Below are 13,150 nucleotides of genomic sequence, written 5' to 3' on the forward strand. Positions count from 1 at the left end.
CTCAGGGGGTCGAGATGACTGCACCACGCGACAAATTCGGCCGTCCCGTCGTCGTCGTCACCGGCATGGGCATCATGACCTCGCTCGGCGCCGGCAAGGCCGACAATTGGGCGAAGCTGGTCGCCGGCGAATCCGGCATCCGCACCATCACGCGTTTTCCGGTCGACGGCCTGAAGACCACGATGGCTGGTACGGTGGATTTCGTCAGTGTCGATCCGTTCTCCTCCACCGGCCTCTCCGAGCGGATGGCGGAGCTGGTGACGGAGGAAGCGCTCGAGCAGGCCGGCATCGGCGCCAAGGCGGATTTCCCTGGCCCCCTCTTCCTCGCGGTCGCGCCAGTCGAGGTCGAATGGCCGCAGCGGCGCGAGCTTGGCCGCGCCGTCGGCAAGACCGAGTTCAACTACGACGACCTCCTGCGCATCTCCGGCGGCGGCAAGTACAGCGACTATCATCACCGCTTCATGTTCGGCTCGGTCGCCGCGCATCTCGCCGAGACTTTCGGCACCAAGGGCTCGCCGATCTCGCTGTCGACGGCCTGCGCCTCGGGCGCGACCTCGATCCAGCTGGGCGTCGAGGCGATGCGGCGTGGCGAGACCGACGCTGCGCTGTGCGTCGCGACCGACGGTACCGTCAATCCGGAGGCGCTGGTGCGCTTCTCGCTACTCTCGGCGCTCTCGACCCAGAACGAACCGCCGCGGGCGGCCTCCCGCCCCTTCTCCAAGAACCGCGATGGCTTCGTCATGGCCGAAGGCGCTGGCGCGCTCGTGCTGGAAAGCTACGAGGCGGCGACCGCGCGCGGCGCAAAGATCCTCGGCGTGATCGCCGGCTGCGGCGAGCTCACCGATTCCTTCCATCGCACCCGCTCCTCGCCCGACGGCAAGCCGATTATCGGCTGCATGAACAAGACGCTGGCCGATGCCGGCATGACGCCGGACCAGATCGACCACATCAACGCGCACGGTACCGCGACGCCCGAAAACGACAAGATGGAGTTCAACACGACGTCGGCAGTGTTCGGCGAGCTCGCGCAGAAAATTCCGGTCACCTCCAATAAGTCGATGGTCGGCCACACCATCTCGGCCGCCGGTGCGGTCGAGGCGATCTTCTCGCTGCTCACGCTCGAGCATCAGCGCATCCCGCCGACGATCAACTACGAGACCCCGGATCCGACGATCCTGTTCGACGTCGTCGGCAACAAGGCGCGCGATGCCCGCGTCACCGCGGTAATGTCGAACTCGTTCGGCTTCGGTGGCCAGAACGCCTCGCTGATCCTGACCCGCGAACCGGCCTGACCGGACGCATGGCACTGCTGACTGCGAGCACGAAGGCCCGCGCGCGGGAGGCTGCCAAATCGCTCGGCGGCAGCTTGATCGGCGCCGCGACGGTCGGCTTGCTGCGCACCACGCGCTATTTCGATCCGGTCAAGACTTCGGACTTTTTCGCGCGCGTCGTGAAGCTGATCGGCCCGCGTCTGCGCGAGCATCGCATCGGCCGCGCCAACCTCACTGCGGCATTTCCGGAGAAGTCGCCGGAGGAGATCGAACAAATCCTGATGGGCGTCTGGGACAATCTCGGCCGCGTCGGCGCCGAGTTCGCCCATATCGACCATGTCTGGGACTACGACCGCGATGACCCCGAGAAGAGCCGGATCGAATTGTCGCCGCGCAGCATCGAGCTGTTCGACCAGATCCGCGACGACGGCAAGCCGGCGCTGATCTTCGCCGCGCATCTGGCCAATTGGGAATTGCCGGCGCTCGCCGCCGTCGCGCATGGGCTGGATACCGCGATCCTCTATCGCCGACCGAACATCGCCTCCGCCGACCGCATCATCCAGGAGATGCGCCAGGTCAACATGGGCACGTTGATCCCGGCGGGCCGGGACGCGCCGCTGCGGCTCGCACAGGCGCTCAAGGACGGCAAGCACGTCGCGATGCTGATCGATCAGTATCTGACGGCCGGCGTCGAGGTCACCTTCTTCGGCCGCAAGACCCGCGCCAACCCGATGCTGGCGCGCCTCTTGCGCCAGGTCGAGTGCCCGATCCACGGTGTGCGCATCATCCGCCTGCCCGACGGCCGCTTTCGCGGCGAGCTCACCGAAGAGATCAAGCCGGTGCGCGATGCTGACGGCAAGATCGACATCCAGGGCACGACCCAGGCGATCACGAGCGTGGTGGAAAGCTGGGTGCGCGAGCATCCGGAGCAATGGCTGTGGCTGCATAGAAGGTGGCGGTAGTTACGCCGTCGTTGCGAGGAGCGAAGCGACGAAGCAATCCAGATTGCTTCCGCGGAGAGATTCTGGATTGCTTCGCTTCGCTCGCAATGATGGGCGTGCTCCTCACCGCCCCGTCTTCACCTTGGTCCAGAGTCTATTGATGATGCGCTGCGTCGCCGGCTCGCGCGCGGTGATGACGAAGAGCTTCGAAAGCGTCGCCTCGTCCGGATAGATGTTCTTGTCGTTCAAAATCTTTGGGTTGACCAGTTTCTGGCTGGCGAGGTTGCCGTTGGCGTAGGACAGGAAGTCCGAGTTCTTGGCGGCAACATCGGGGCGGTAGAGATAGTTGATCAGCTCGTAAGCCTCCTTGACGTTCTTGGCGTCCGCGGGGATCGCGAGATTGTCGAAGAACATCTGTGCACCCTCTTTCGGAATGGCATAGCCGATCTCGATGCCACTCTTGGCCTCCGCAGCGCGGGCGCGGGCCTGCATGATGTCGCCGGACCAGCCGACCACGAAGCAGATCTCGCCGGTGGCGAGCGCGCTTAAGTATTCGGAGGAGTGAAACTTGCGCACGGACGGGCGGACTTTTGCCACGACGTCGGCAGCCTTCTCCAGGTCCGCCTGCTTGGTCGAGTTCGGATCGAGCCCGAGATAGTTCAGCGCTGCCGGAAAGATATCGTCGGCGGAGTCGAGCATGTGCACCCCGCAATCTTTGAACTTGGTCAAATTCTCGGGCTTGAAGACGATGTCCCAGCTGTCGATCTTCGCATCCGGCCCCAGGATCTGCTTCACCTTGGCGACATTGTAGCCGATGCCCGTCGTACCCCACATGTAGTTGGCGGCGTAGACATTGCCGGGATCATAGATCGCGAGGCGTTCGGTCACCACAGGCCAGGCGTTGGCCAAGTTAGGCAGCATCGACTTGTCGAGCTTCTGGAAGATATTGGCCTTGATCTGGCGCTGCAGGAAATAGGCGGTGGGCACCACGACGTCGTAGCCCGACTTGCCGGCCATCAGGCGCGTCTCCAGCGTCTCGTTGGCATCGAAGGTGTCGTAGACCACTTTGATGCCGGTTTCCTTGGTGAAGTTCTCAAGGACCTCCGGCGCCATGTAGTTGGACCAGTTGTAGAAGTTGACGACCCGTTCCTCCGCACTTGCAGGGGCGGAGAGCAACGTCAGCGCTGCGGCGATTGCGAGAGCGAAGCAAAGCCTGAAGCGGCCGACATTCGTCATCTTCCTTACCTCTTGCGCCCGCGCACCGCATCCGACAGCCGCTCGAGTGCTGTGTCGAGCGTCTCATCCTTCTTGGCAAAGCAGAAGCGCACCACTGAGGTCACCGGGTCCTGCTCGTAAAAGGCCGACACCGGGATCGCCGCCACCTTGTAGTCCTTCACGATCCGCCAGCAGAACTCGGTATCGCTCTCGTTCAGCCCGAGCGGCGACAGATCGACCGTGAGGAAGTAGGTGCCTTGCGACCTCAGCACGGGAAAACCGAGGCTCTCCAGCCCTTTGGTGAGACGGTCGCGGCTCCGCGTCAGGTCCTTGCGCATCGACAGGAAGTAGTCGTCGGGCTTGCCGAGGCCGTAGGCGACGGCGGCCTGGAGGTTCGGCGCGGTGGTGAAGGTCAAGAACTGGTGCACCTTGGCGGCGACGCGCAAGAGCGGCGGCGCGGCGCAGACGAAGCCGATCTTCCACCCCGTCAGGGAGAAGATCTTGCCGGCCGAGCCGACCTTGATCGTGCGCTCGCGCATGCCGGGGATGGTGATCAGCGGGATGTGCTTGTGCTCGTCGAACGTGACGTGCTCCCAGACCTCGTCGCAGATCGCGATGACGTCGAATTTTTGGCAGTAGCGCGCCAGTAGCTCGAGGTCCTCGCGCGGATACACCACCGCGGAGGGATTCAAAGGGTTGTTGAACAGCACCGCCTTGGTCTTGGAATTGAAGACGCTTTTCAGCATGTCCTCATTCAGCCGCCAGTGCGGCGGCTCGAGCCGGACGAGGCGCGGAACGCCGCCCGCCTGTCGGATGATCGGCAGGTAGGAATCATAGACTGGCTGGAAGCAGACCACCTCGTCGCCGGGCTGAACCACCGCGAGAATTGCCGAGGTCAGCGCCTCGGTGCCCCCGGAGGTCACCATCACTTCGCTCATCGGATCGAGCTTGAGCCCGTGCCAGTGCCCGTAATGGGTTGCGATCGCCTGACGCAGCTCCGGCAGGCCCATCATCGAAGGGTACTGGTTGTAGCCGTGCAGAGAGGCATCGGCCGCGGCCCGGCGGATGTCCTCGGGGCCGGGATCGTCAGGAAAACCCTGGCCGAGATTGATTGCGGCATTGTCGCGCGCGGCCTGCGACATCGCCTCGAAGATAGTGACGGGAAGGTCGGCGAAGACCTTGTTCAGCGACGAGCTCTTGGTCGTCATCGCGAGCTCAGCCGCCCACCTTGCTGGGAAGACCGGCCGCTTTCCAGCCCAGCATGCCGCCGGCCAGATGCTTGTCGTAAGGCAGGCCCACCGCCTGCGCCGCGAGCGAGGCGGTCACCGAGCGCTTGCCCGATCGGCAGGCGAACACGACCTGCTTGCCTTGGGGATCGGGGATCGCCTTGGGATCGAAGGTCGAGAGCGGAACCACGAGGCCGTAAGGATAGGCCTCGGCTTCGACCTCGTTCGGCTCGCGGACATCGACCAGCAGATAGCGGCCTTCCGCGACACCCTTGGAGACCTCGTCCGGGGTCAGATCCTGTACCTGATTTGCCACATCATCCTCCAACGTCGCGCCTATTGGCCGGGGCACCCGGCCGGCGGCAACCTCGCCTCTCGGCCGACGAAAATCAAGCGCTACAATGGCTTGAGCTGAGCGGCGCAAGTTAAAGCTAAATCGCATCGACTTGAAGCGCAGCGTCGGTTGCCTGCCTAGATCGTGACCTGCGTTCCAACCTCGACCACGCGGCCGGAGGGGATCTGGAAATAGTCGGTGGCGTCGTTCGCCGAGCGGCTCAGCGAGATGAACAGTCGGTCCTGCCAGCGCGGCATACCGGAATGGGCCGCCGGCTTCAGCGCCCTCCGCGACAGGAAGAAAGAGGTCGACATGATGTCGAACTGCCAGCCGAGCTTGCGCGCGATCGCCAGCGCCTTGGGCACGTTGGGCGATTCCATGAAGCCGAATTTCAGCGTCACCTTTGAGAAGGTCGGTGAGATCTGCTCCAGTCGCACCCGGTCGGCCGGGTCGATGCGCGGGGTCTGCGCGGTGTCGATGGTGAGAATGACGTTCTTCTCGTGCAGCACCTTGTAGTGCTTCAGACTATGCATCAGCGCCGTCGGCGCGCTGAGTGGGTCCGAGGTCAGGAACACGGCTGTGCCGGGCACCCGCTGCGGCGGCCTTTTCTCCAGCATCGCCACGAGGTCGGCGAGCGGGAATTCGAGCTTGCGCGACTTCTCGAACAGCAGCCGGCTGCCCCGCCGCCACGTGTACATCAGGATGATCATGAGCGCGCCGAGCGCCAGCGGCACCCAACCGCCCTCGAACACCTTCAGCAGGTTCGCGGCGAGGAAGGTCAGGTCGAGGAACAGAAACGGCACAATGAGCGCGGCGGCGGCGAACGGCGACCATCGCCAGACCTTCCAGATCACGACGAAGCCCATCATCGCCGTGACCACCATAGTGCCGGTGACGGAGATGCCGTAGGCCGAGGCGAGCGCGCTGGAGGAGCGGAACAGGAGCACCAGCAGCACCACCGCAACCAGCAGCAGCTGGTTGATGCGCGGGATGAAGATCTGGCCGGAATGGGCCTCTGACGTATGGCGAATTTCGAAGCGCGGCAGCAGCCCGAGCTGGATCGCCTGGCGCGTCAGCGAATAGGCGCCGGTGATGACGGCTTGGCTCGCGATCACCGTGGCCATGGTGGCAAGCACCACCATGCTGCCGCGAACAAAACCTTGCGGGAAGAGCTGGAAGAACGGACTCACGATCGCCCCGGGATCGCTGAGGACCAGCGCCCCCTGCCCTAGATAGTTCAGCGCCAGCGATGGTAGCACGATAGACAGCCAGGCCGCTTGGATTGGCCGCTTGCCGAAATGGCCGAGGTCGGCATAGAGCGCCTCAGCACCGGTGACCGCCAGGAACACCGCGCCCAAAGTCACGAAGCCGATGACGCCATGCTGAAGCATGAATGACACGGCGTAGAGCGGGTTCAGCGCGTACAGCACCTGCGGCTGCGCGATGATCGGATGGACCGCCGCCGCGGCGATCACCGCAAACCAGACGCACATGATCGGGCCGAAGAAGGCGGCGACCCGGGCGGTGCCGCGCGACTGCACGGCGAACAGGCCGACCAGGATCGCCACAGTCAGCGGCACGATGTAGGGCTCGAACCGCAGCGTCACGTCTTTCATGCCTTCGATCGCTGACAGCACCGAAAGTGCGGGCGTGATCACGGCATCGCCGTAGAACAGGGCGCCGGAGATGATACCGAGCAGGACGACGGTCGCTCCGCCGGTTCCGACGGCGCGCTGGGCCAGCGCCATCAGCGCCAGCGTGCCGCCCTCGCCATTATTGTCGGCGCGGAGCAGGATCACGACGTATTTGAGCGTCACCACGACGATGAGCGCCCACACGATAAGCGACAGCACGCCGAGCACGGCCGCCGGTGTCGGTAGCCCCTCCGCCCCGGAAGCCGCCATCACGGCCTCGCGGAATGCGTAGAGCGGGCTGGTGCCGATGTCGCCATAGACGACGCCGATGCTGCCGAGCGCCAGCGCGCCGAAACGGGCAGTGGTATGGGCATCGCCATTGGCCGCCGCCGTTTCCGGGGCGGAAATCGCTACGTCGCTTGTCATGGGAGAGCCTGGTGGCCTCTAAATGCTTCACTGCACAATGGCGGAAGGGCGCGCGGCTTATAGTCCTGCGCTACCGGCATAGCATAGCCCGATTCCGGACCTTAGGCATGCAAATTTGCATGGCTCCGGCAGTTGCATTTAGATGGTGACCTGGGTCCCCACTTCAACCACGCGCCCCGTGGGAATTTGGAAATAGTCGGTGGCGTCGTTGGCCGACCGGCTCAGCGCGATAAAGAGGTGGTCCTGCCACAGCGGCATGCCCGACTGGGCCGAGGCCTTCAGCGATCGCCGCGACACGAAGAATGACGTGGACATGATGTCGAACTGCCAACCCTGCTTGCGCGCGATCGCGAGCGCCTTCGGCACGTTCGGCTGCTCCATGAAGCCGAAGCGCAGGCGGACCTTGAAGAACTTGTCGCTGATCTTTTCCATGCGGAATCGCTCGGACAGGTCGACCCGCGGCGTATGGGCGGTTTCGATGGTCAGGATCACGTTGTGCTCGTGCAGCACCTTATTGTGCTTGAGATTGTGCAGCAGCGCCGTCGGCACGAACGACGGATCGCTGGTCAGAAATACGGCCGTGCCCTTGACGATGTGCGGCGGCCGCTTCTCCAGGCTCCGGATCAGGTCGTCCAGCGGCACCTCGATCCGGCGCGTCTTCTGGATCAGGATCCCCGAGCCTTTTCGCCAGGTCCAAATCGTCCCCGCCATGGCGACGCCGAACAGCAGCGGCACCCAGGCGCCTTCGAGCAGCTTGAGCAGATTGGCGCTGAAGAAGCTTAGGTCGACGACGACGAAGGGCATGATCACGGCCGCAGCCGTGGCGGCGCGCCAGTTCCACAATTTCCAGATCACGATGAAGCCCATGATACCGTCGGCGACCATGGTGGTGGAGACTGCGATGCCATAGGCCGAAGCCAGATTGCTGGGGGTGTGGAACAGCAGCACCAGCAGCATCACACCGATCAGCAGCAGCCGGTTCACGCGCGGCAGATAGATCTGGCCAGCATGGGTCTCCGAGGTGTAGCGCACCTCGAAGCGAGGAAGCAGGCCGAGTTGCACCGCCTGATAGACCAGCGAATAGGCGCCCGTAATCACCGCCTGACTCGCGATCACCGTTGCGACAGTCGCAAGCCCGACCAGCGGCAGCACTAGATTTTCAGGCACCATGCGATAGAAGGAATGCTCGATCGCGCTGGGATCGGACAGCACCAGCGCGCCCTGCCCGAAATAGTTGATCAAGAGCGCGGGCAGCACGAAGAACATCCAGGCCGACTGGATCGGCTTGCGCCCGAAATGGCCGAGGTCGGCATAGAGCGCCTCGCCCCCGGTCACAGCCAGGAACACGGCGCCGAGTGTGACAAGGCCGATCGTGCCGTGCGACAGCACGAACTGCACCGCGTAATAGGGATTAATCGCCGCCAGCACCGAGGGGTCGTCGGCGATGTGGACAGCTCCCATCACCGCGATGACGGTGAACCAGACCACCATTACCGGCCCGAAGGCCGAGGCGACCAGCGCGGTGCCCTTGCTCTGCACGGCGAACAGCAGTGCGAGAATGAGCACCGTGAGCGGCACGACGTAGTGCTCGAACGCAGGGGTCGCGAGCTTGAGACCCTCGACCGCCGAGAGCACCGAGATCGCCGGCGTGATCATGGAATCGCCGATGAACATGGAGGCGCCGACTACGCCCAGCGCGAGCAGGAACCAGCTCCGCCGCCCGAGCGCACGCTGGCCGAGTGCCATCAGGGAGAGCGTGCCGCCCTCCCCGTTATTGTCGGCGCGCAGCAGCAGCAGGACGTATTTGGCGGTGACGACTATCAGAAGCGCCCATAGGATCAGCGAGAGCACGCCGAGCACGATAACCCGCGAGACCGGCTCGCCATGGGCCGCGCCTCTGACCGCCTCGTGGAAGGCGTAGAGCGGCGAGGTGCCAATATCGCCGAAGACGACGCCGATGCTCCCGAGCGTAAGGGCCCAAAAACCTGATGTGACCGGCCCTTCCTGGGTCTCGGTCGATGTGATGCTCGCCGTCATGAGGGTGGAGAACGCTTCGTCCCTGAATTTGATCCGGCGCCTTTTGACGCTTCCGGCGGGCCTGTCAACCGGCTCACCACCATAGCAGGCGCTGAGCCCGATGCTGTGACGGCGCGGTCACGCTCGCCCCAGCGCGACGAGATGCCTCAGGTAAGATGGTAGCGCAAGTCCTCTACGGCTTCAGATTCGGCGGCAGTGGCGGATCTTCGCGCATCAGGGTGATGGTCACCCGCCGATTGGCCGCGAGCGAGGGATCGTCCGGAAACAGCGGCTGGGTGTCCGCCTTGCCCGAGACAGCGAAGATGTGCGACGGCGGCAATCCTTCGCGTTCGAGGATCTGGCGCACGGCATTGGCGCGGTCGGCCGACAGGTCGAAGGCGCCGTAGTCGCTGCGGACCGGCACAAATCCCGCCGCGGTGTGGCCGGCGATGGAGACGCGGAGCGGCGTCGCCTTGAGCGGGATCGCGAGCTTCTCGACCAAGCGGCGGGTGCGGTCGTAAGGCACCTTGGAGCCGTCGGCGAACATCGAGCGGCCATCCTGGTCGACGATCTCGAGGTTGAGGCCCTGCTTGGTCTCTTCAAACATGATGTGCTTGGACATTTCCGTCAGTTCCGGCATGTCCTGCAACGCCTGGCGCAGCGAGGCCGCGGCGAGCGCGAAATTGCGGTCGACCTTGATCTTCGCCCCCGAGGTACGGTCGCGATCATCCTGGTCAGGCGTCGGCGTGTTGGAGGCGTCCTCGGGCTGGATGTGGTCGACGTTCTTCAGCCGCGGCCGCGTCGGCAGACCGTCGGATTCGACGATGCCGGCATAGCGCGCTTCGCTCTGCACGCCGAAGGCGTCGCGCATGGATCCGGCCACGATCTTCAACTTGTTGGCGTCCTGGGTCGAGAACGCGACGAGCATCACAAAGAAGCTCATCATCAGGCCCATCAGGTCGGCGAAGGTCACGAACCAGCCGTGACCGCCGCCGTGCGCATCGCCGCGTTTCTTCTTGGCCATGGTCTAGATCCCGGCGCGCGCGATCAGGCCGGCACCGGCTCGCCGTCGGCCTGACGGTGCTTCTCCGGCAGATAGGCCAGCAGCATTTCACGCACCAAGGTCGGGCTCTTGGAGTCGCGGATCATCAGGATGCCGTCGATGATCAGGGTGCGATTAGTCTCCTCATCCAGCAGCTTGCCGTGAAGTTTGTCGGCGATCGGCAGACAGAACAGGTTCGCGACGAGCGCGCCGTAGAGGGTCGCGAGCAACGCGGTCGCCATGAACGGGCCGAGCTTGGAAGGGTCGGTCATGTTGGCGAACATCTGCACCATGCCGATCAGTGTGCCGATCATGCCGAAGGCCGGGGCGCAATCGCCGATCGCACGGTAGATCTTGCTGCCCTCATCGAGGTGCATCAGGAAGTTGTCACGGTCGCGCTCGAGATTGTCGCGGATGAAGTCGAGGTCGTAACCGTCGGCAACGTAGCGGATGCCCTTAGCGAGGAAGGGTTCGTCGGTCTCGACCTTTTCCAGGCCGACCGGGCCCTGCTTGCGGGCGATCTCGGCGATGCGGGCGAGCTCGTCAACGAGGTCGTGGGCCGACAGGCGGCTCATGGTGAAAGCGAACTTGGCCCCGAGCGGAAGCCCATGCAGGAGCGCGCTGAGGGGAAAGCGGATCATGGTGGCGGAGATCGAGCCGCCGAAAATGATGATCATCGCATGTTCGGAGATGAACATGTGGAGATCGCCGCCCATGAAGATCATCGCAACGATGACGATGGTGCCCGCAATGAGCCCGACGCTCGTCATGATATCCATGGGAGACTCCAATGCGTACACGACAACGGCCGTCCTGGCCGCTGGCGCGGCCCAACCCCGAACCGCATCGGAACCCTAGAGCGCCGCCCTTAAAGCCGCGTAAAGGTTAAGTCTGGACAGCGAGGTACGGCGCGCCGCAGGCGCAGCGATTGCCGGTGGGCGGCGGGAATCTCAACACTTCGCTAACCATAACGGTCGCTAGGACGATAACCCCGTCAGCTCCAGGCTGAGCGCACGCAGGCGCTTGCGCGCGTCGGCGTCGTAGGCCTGCGGATTTGCGCGTGCCTCTTTCATACCGTTGAAGAACAATCCGCTTCTATCAGCGACGTCGTCGCCCGCGACAAGGTGCAGGATGGCTGCACCGCCTTGCTCGACCGTCGACATCGGAGTGATCCCGCCGGCGCGCACCATCGTGGTGTTCATGTAGGTCGCGGGATGCAGCGCGTTCACGGTGATGCCGGTGCTCTTTAATTCCTGCGCCAGATCGATCGTGAACATGATCTGAGCGAGCTTGCTCTGCGCATAGGCGCGCGAACCGCTGTAGCCCCTGGTGATCATGACGTCGTCGAACTCGATCGGGTGCTGGCCGAGCGAGGCGACGTTGACGATGCGCGACGGCGCGGCCGCCTTCAGCAATGGCAGCAACAGATGGACGAGCAGGAAACCGGCGAGATAGTTCACGGCAAATCGCAGCTCGTGCCCCTCGGCACTGACCTGCCGCTGCGGGCCGTCATTCTGCGAGCCGATGCCGGCATTGCTGACGAGGACATCGAGGCGCTGGTGGTCACGTTTCACGGCCTCCGCGAGCGCACGCGTGCCCGACATCGATGACAGGTCGGCTTGGTAGAAAGTCGGCGCGATACCGCCGGCCTTCACGATCTCGTCGCTCAAGGTCTTCGCACGCGCCGCGTCGCGGCCATGGATCAGGACCCTCGTACCTTCTTTGGCCAGCCGGCCTGCAACGTAGCGGCCGACGCCGTCGGTCGAGCCGGTGATCAGAACCGTCTTGCCCTTCATCCTCATTGCGCGTCCTCCAACTGCGGCCCTGCGTCACATCCGTGACGCGCCATCATGCGGTACTCTGTAGCTATGCGGCATGCTCCATCGCAGGAGCCGATTTGCCATGTTGACGTTGTTCAGTCTTCTCACTGCGCTGCCGGCGGTACTGGCGCTGCATCTGCTCGAGCCGGAGCTGGTGCTGCCGGCGTTCAGCGCCCTGCTTTTTGTCGAGGCCGGCTTCGCCATGATCGCGGCGCGGTTGATTCATCTCCCGGACAATGCGGAGGACATCACCCTGTGGGATCTTGCGGGCGGCTTCACCCTGATCGGATGCGCCGCCGCGGTGTTCGGCGAGCCGGATCAGGCCGCCCTGTTTCTGACGGAACAAGGCGGCCCACGGTCGGCGCCGCGACCGTAGGCCGCTCCGTCGCGCGTCTAGTGAATCTCCGCCGAGCGCTTCAGCGCCGCCTTCAGCTTCTCCAGCGAGAAGTCGGGACTGCGAGCGATCTCGAGGATCGGGGTCTCGCGGCGGCCGCAGAGCTCGGCTGCCTCGGGCAACTTTGCCGCGACGTCGATCGGGATCACGATGGCGCCGTGCTGGTCGGCATGGATCAGGTCGTCCGACTTGACGGTCATGCCGGCGACACGCACCTCGCCGCCGAAGCTCTCGGCATGCACCCAGGCATGCGACGGCCCGATCGAGCCTGCCAAGGCCTGGAAGCCCGGAGCCCATTGCGGGATGTCGCGGATCGAGCCGTCGGTGATGACGCCGAGACAGCCCAGCGCCTTGTGCACGTTGCTCTGCACCTCGCCCCAGAACGCGCCGTAGCCAACGTCGGGGCCGTCGATGTCCTGGATCACCGAGATGCGCGGACCGTGGCCGGTGCCGACATATTCGTAATAGTCGATGCGACGCTTGGACTGCTCCTCAGCAGGAAGCGAGGATTTCAGCACCGAGCGGATAGTGACCGTGCGGGCATAACCGACGATCGGCGGCAGATCGGGGAACGGACAAACAAGCTGCTTGGTGGTGTAGCCGATCAGCCGGCGCTCGGGCGCCACGATCTCCATGGCATTGCAGATCGTCGGCGTATCATAGCGGCCCAGCGCTTCGAGGACGGAAGCGGGCAGCGGCCCGGTCGCGGAATTGGTCACGGCGTTCTCTCCCAGATTGGCGGCCGCTGTTGGCGCGGTGCCGCAGGGCGATATAGCCGAGATCAGGCATCAACCCAACTCAGCGGGACTCATGGCAGATATCCGCGTGTGG

General features: G+C 64.2%; 12 protein-coding genes. 3 read left to right on the plus strand and 9 right to left on the minus strand.

The genetic code is table 11. From position 1 onward, the window contains the following. Nucleotides 1–14: 14 nt before the first annotated feature. Together IVB12_RS03480 and IVB12_RS03485 are read left to right on the plus strand one after the other, a co-directional pair. Entirely contained in the window at nt 15–1,292 is a 1,278-nt protein-coding gene (locus IVB12_RS03480; RefSeq protein WP_247295669.1) for a beta-ketoacyl-ACP synthase, read from the plus strand. A gap of 8 nt (nt 1,293–1,300) precedes the next feature. Beyond that, nucleotides 1,301–2,233 (plus strand): lipid A biosynthesis lauroyl acyltransferase, encoded by a 933-nt coding sequence (locus IVB12_RS03485; protein WP_247295671.1) that lies wholly within the window; start codon nt 1,301–1,303, stop codon nt 2,231–2,233. Between the two features lie 102 nt (nt 2,234–2,335). Here IVB12_RS03485 and IVB12_RS03490 read toward each other — a convergent pair whose 3' ends face one another. The 8 genes from IVB12_RS03490 to IVB12_RS03525 form a co-directional block, all read right to left on the minus strand. Beyond that, nucleotides 2,336–3,448, minus strand: a complete 1,113-nt coding sequence (locus IVB12_RS03490; RefSeq protein ID WP_247295673.1) for a polyamine ABC transporter substrate-binding protein — start codon at nt 3,446–3,448, stop codon at nt 2,336–2,338. Between the two features lie 5 nt (nt 3,449–3,453). Continuing rightward, complete coding sequence (locus IVB12_RS03495) at nt 3,454–4,635, minus strand: aminotransferase (RefSeq protein ID WP_247295675.1); 1,182 nt, start codon at nt 4,633–4,635, stop codon at nt 3,454–3,456. A 7-nt stretch (nt 4,636–4,642) separates the two neighbouring features. Next, nucleotides 4,643–4,969: a rhodanese-like domain-containing protein gene (locus IVB12_RS03500; RefSeq protein ID WP_247295677.1), complete on the minus strand. Its 327-nt coding sequence runs from the start codon at nt 4,967–4,969 to the stop codon at nt 4,643–4,645. A 155-nt stretch (nt 4,970–5,124) separates the two neighbouring features. Then, nucleotides 5,125–7,047: a potassium transporter Kup gene (locus IVB12_RS03505; protein ID WP_247295679.1), complete on the minus strand. Its 1,923-nt coding sequence runs from the start codon at nt 7,045–7,047 to the stop codon at nt 5,125–5,127. 138 nt (nt 7,048–7,185) lie between these two features. Then, on the minus strand, nt 7,186–9,084 hold the full coding sequence (locus IVB12_RS03510) for a potassium transporter Kup (RefSeq protein WP_247295681.1): 1,899 nt from the start codon (nt 9,082–9,084) through the stop codon (nt 7,186–7,188). 172 nt (nt 9,085–9,256) lie between these two features. Further along, the gene (locus IVB12_RS03515; protein ID WP_247295683.1) at nt 9,257–10,087 is read right to left on the minus strand and encodes a flagellar motor protein MotB; all 831 of its coding nucleotides are present in this window, start codon (nt 10,085–10,087) and stop codon (nt 9,257–9,259) included. A gap of 23 nt (nt 10,088–10,110) precedes the next feature. Beyond that, nucleotides 10,111–10,884 carry a MotA/TolQ/ExbB proton channel family protein gene (locus IVB12_RS03520; protein ID WP_247295686.1) on the minus strand — a complete coding sequence of 258 codons (774 nt, stop codon included), beginning with the start codon at nt 10,882–10,884 and terminating at the stop codon, nt 10,111–10,113. Between the two features lie 198 nt (nt 10,885–11,082). Then, a complete protein-coding gene (locus IVB12_RS03525; RefSeq protein ID WP_247295688.1) occupies nt 11,083–11,907 on the minus strand; it encodes an SDR family NAD(P)-dependent oxidoreductase in 825 nt (274 codons plus the stop codon). 100 nt (nt 11,908–12,007) lie between these two features. Between IVB12_RS03525 and IVB12_RS03530 the strand changes: the two genes are divergently transcribed. Continuing rightward, complete coding sequence (locus tag IVB12_RS03530) at nt 12,008–12,301, plus strand: hypothetical protein (RefSeq protein ID WP_247295690.1); 294 nt, start codon at nt 12,008–12,010, stop codon at nt 12,299–12,301. A gap of 17 nt (nt 12,302–12,318) precedes the next feature. Here the strand turns inward: IVB12_RS03530 and IVB12_RS03535 are convergent, their stop codons facing one another. Next, nucleotides 12,319–13,038, minus strand: a complete 720-nt coding sequence (locus tag IVB12_RS03535) for an RraA family protein (protein WP_247295692.1) — start codon at nt 13,036–13,038, stop codon at nt 12,319–12,321. Nucleotides 13,039–13,150 lie beyond the last annotated feature (112 nt).

This window comes from Bradyrhizobium sp. 179 (genome assembly GCF_023073535.1).
Classification (GTDB): domain Bacteria; phylum Pseudomonadota; class Alphaproteobacteria; order Rhizobiales; family Xanthobacteraceae; genus Bradyrhizobium.

Bases quoted from the DNA above. Each gene is read 5' to 3' on its own strand.
- IVB12_RS03505 (WP_247295679.1), bottom strand. From the start codon at position 7,047: ATGACAAGCGACGTAGCGATTTCCGCCCCGGAAACGGCGGCGGCCAAT.
- IVB12_RS03490 (WP_247295673.1), bottom strand. From the start codon at position 3,448: ATGACGAATGTCGGCCGCTTCAGGCTTTGCTTCGCTCTCGCAATCGCC.
- IVB12_RS03485 (WP_247295671.1), top strand. From the start codon at position 1,301: ATGGCACTGCTGACTGCGAGCACGAAGGCCCGCGCGCGGGAGGCTGCC.
- IVB12_RS03520 (WP_247295686.1), bottom strand. From the start codon at position 10,884: ATGGATATCATGACGAGCGTCGGGCTCATTGCGGGCACCATCGTCATC.
- IVB12_RS03530 (WP_247295690.1), top strand. From the start codon at position 12,008: ATGTTGACGTTGTTCAGTCTTCTCACTGCGCTGCCGGCGGTACTGGCG.
- IVB12_RS03515 (WP_247295683.1), bottom strand. From the start codon at position 10,087: ATGGCCAAGAAGAAACGCGGCGATGCGCACGGCGGCGGTCACGGCTGG.
- IVB12_RS03525 (WP_247295688.1), bottom strand. From the start codon at position 11,907: ATGAGGATGAAGGGCAAGACGGTTCTGATCACCGGCTCGACCGACGGC.
- IVB12_RS03495 (WP_247295675.1), bottom strand. From the start codon at position 4,635: ATGACGACCAAGAGCTCGTCGCTGAACAAGGTCTTCGCCGACCTTCCC.
- IVB12_RS03510 (WP_247295681.1), bottom strand. From the start codon at position 9,084: ATGACGGCGAGCATCACATCGACCGAGACCCAGGAAGGGCCGGTCACA.
- IVB12_RS03480 (WP_247295669.1), top strand. From the start codon at position 15: ATGACTGCACCACGCGACAAATTCGGCCGTCCCGTCGTCGTCGTCACC.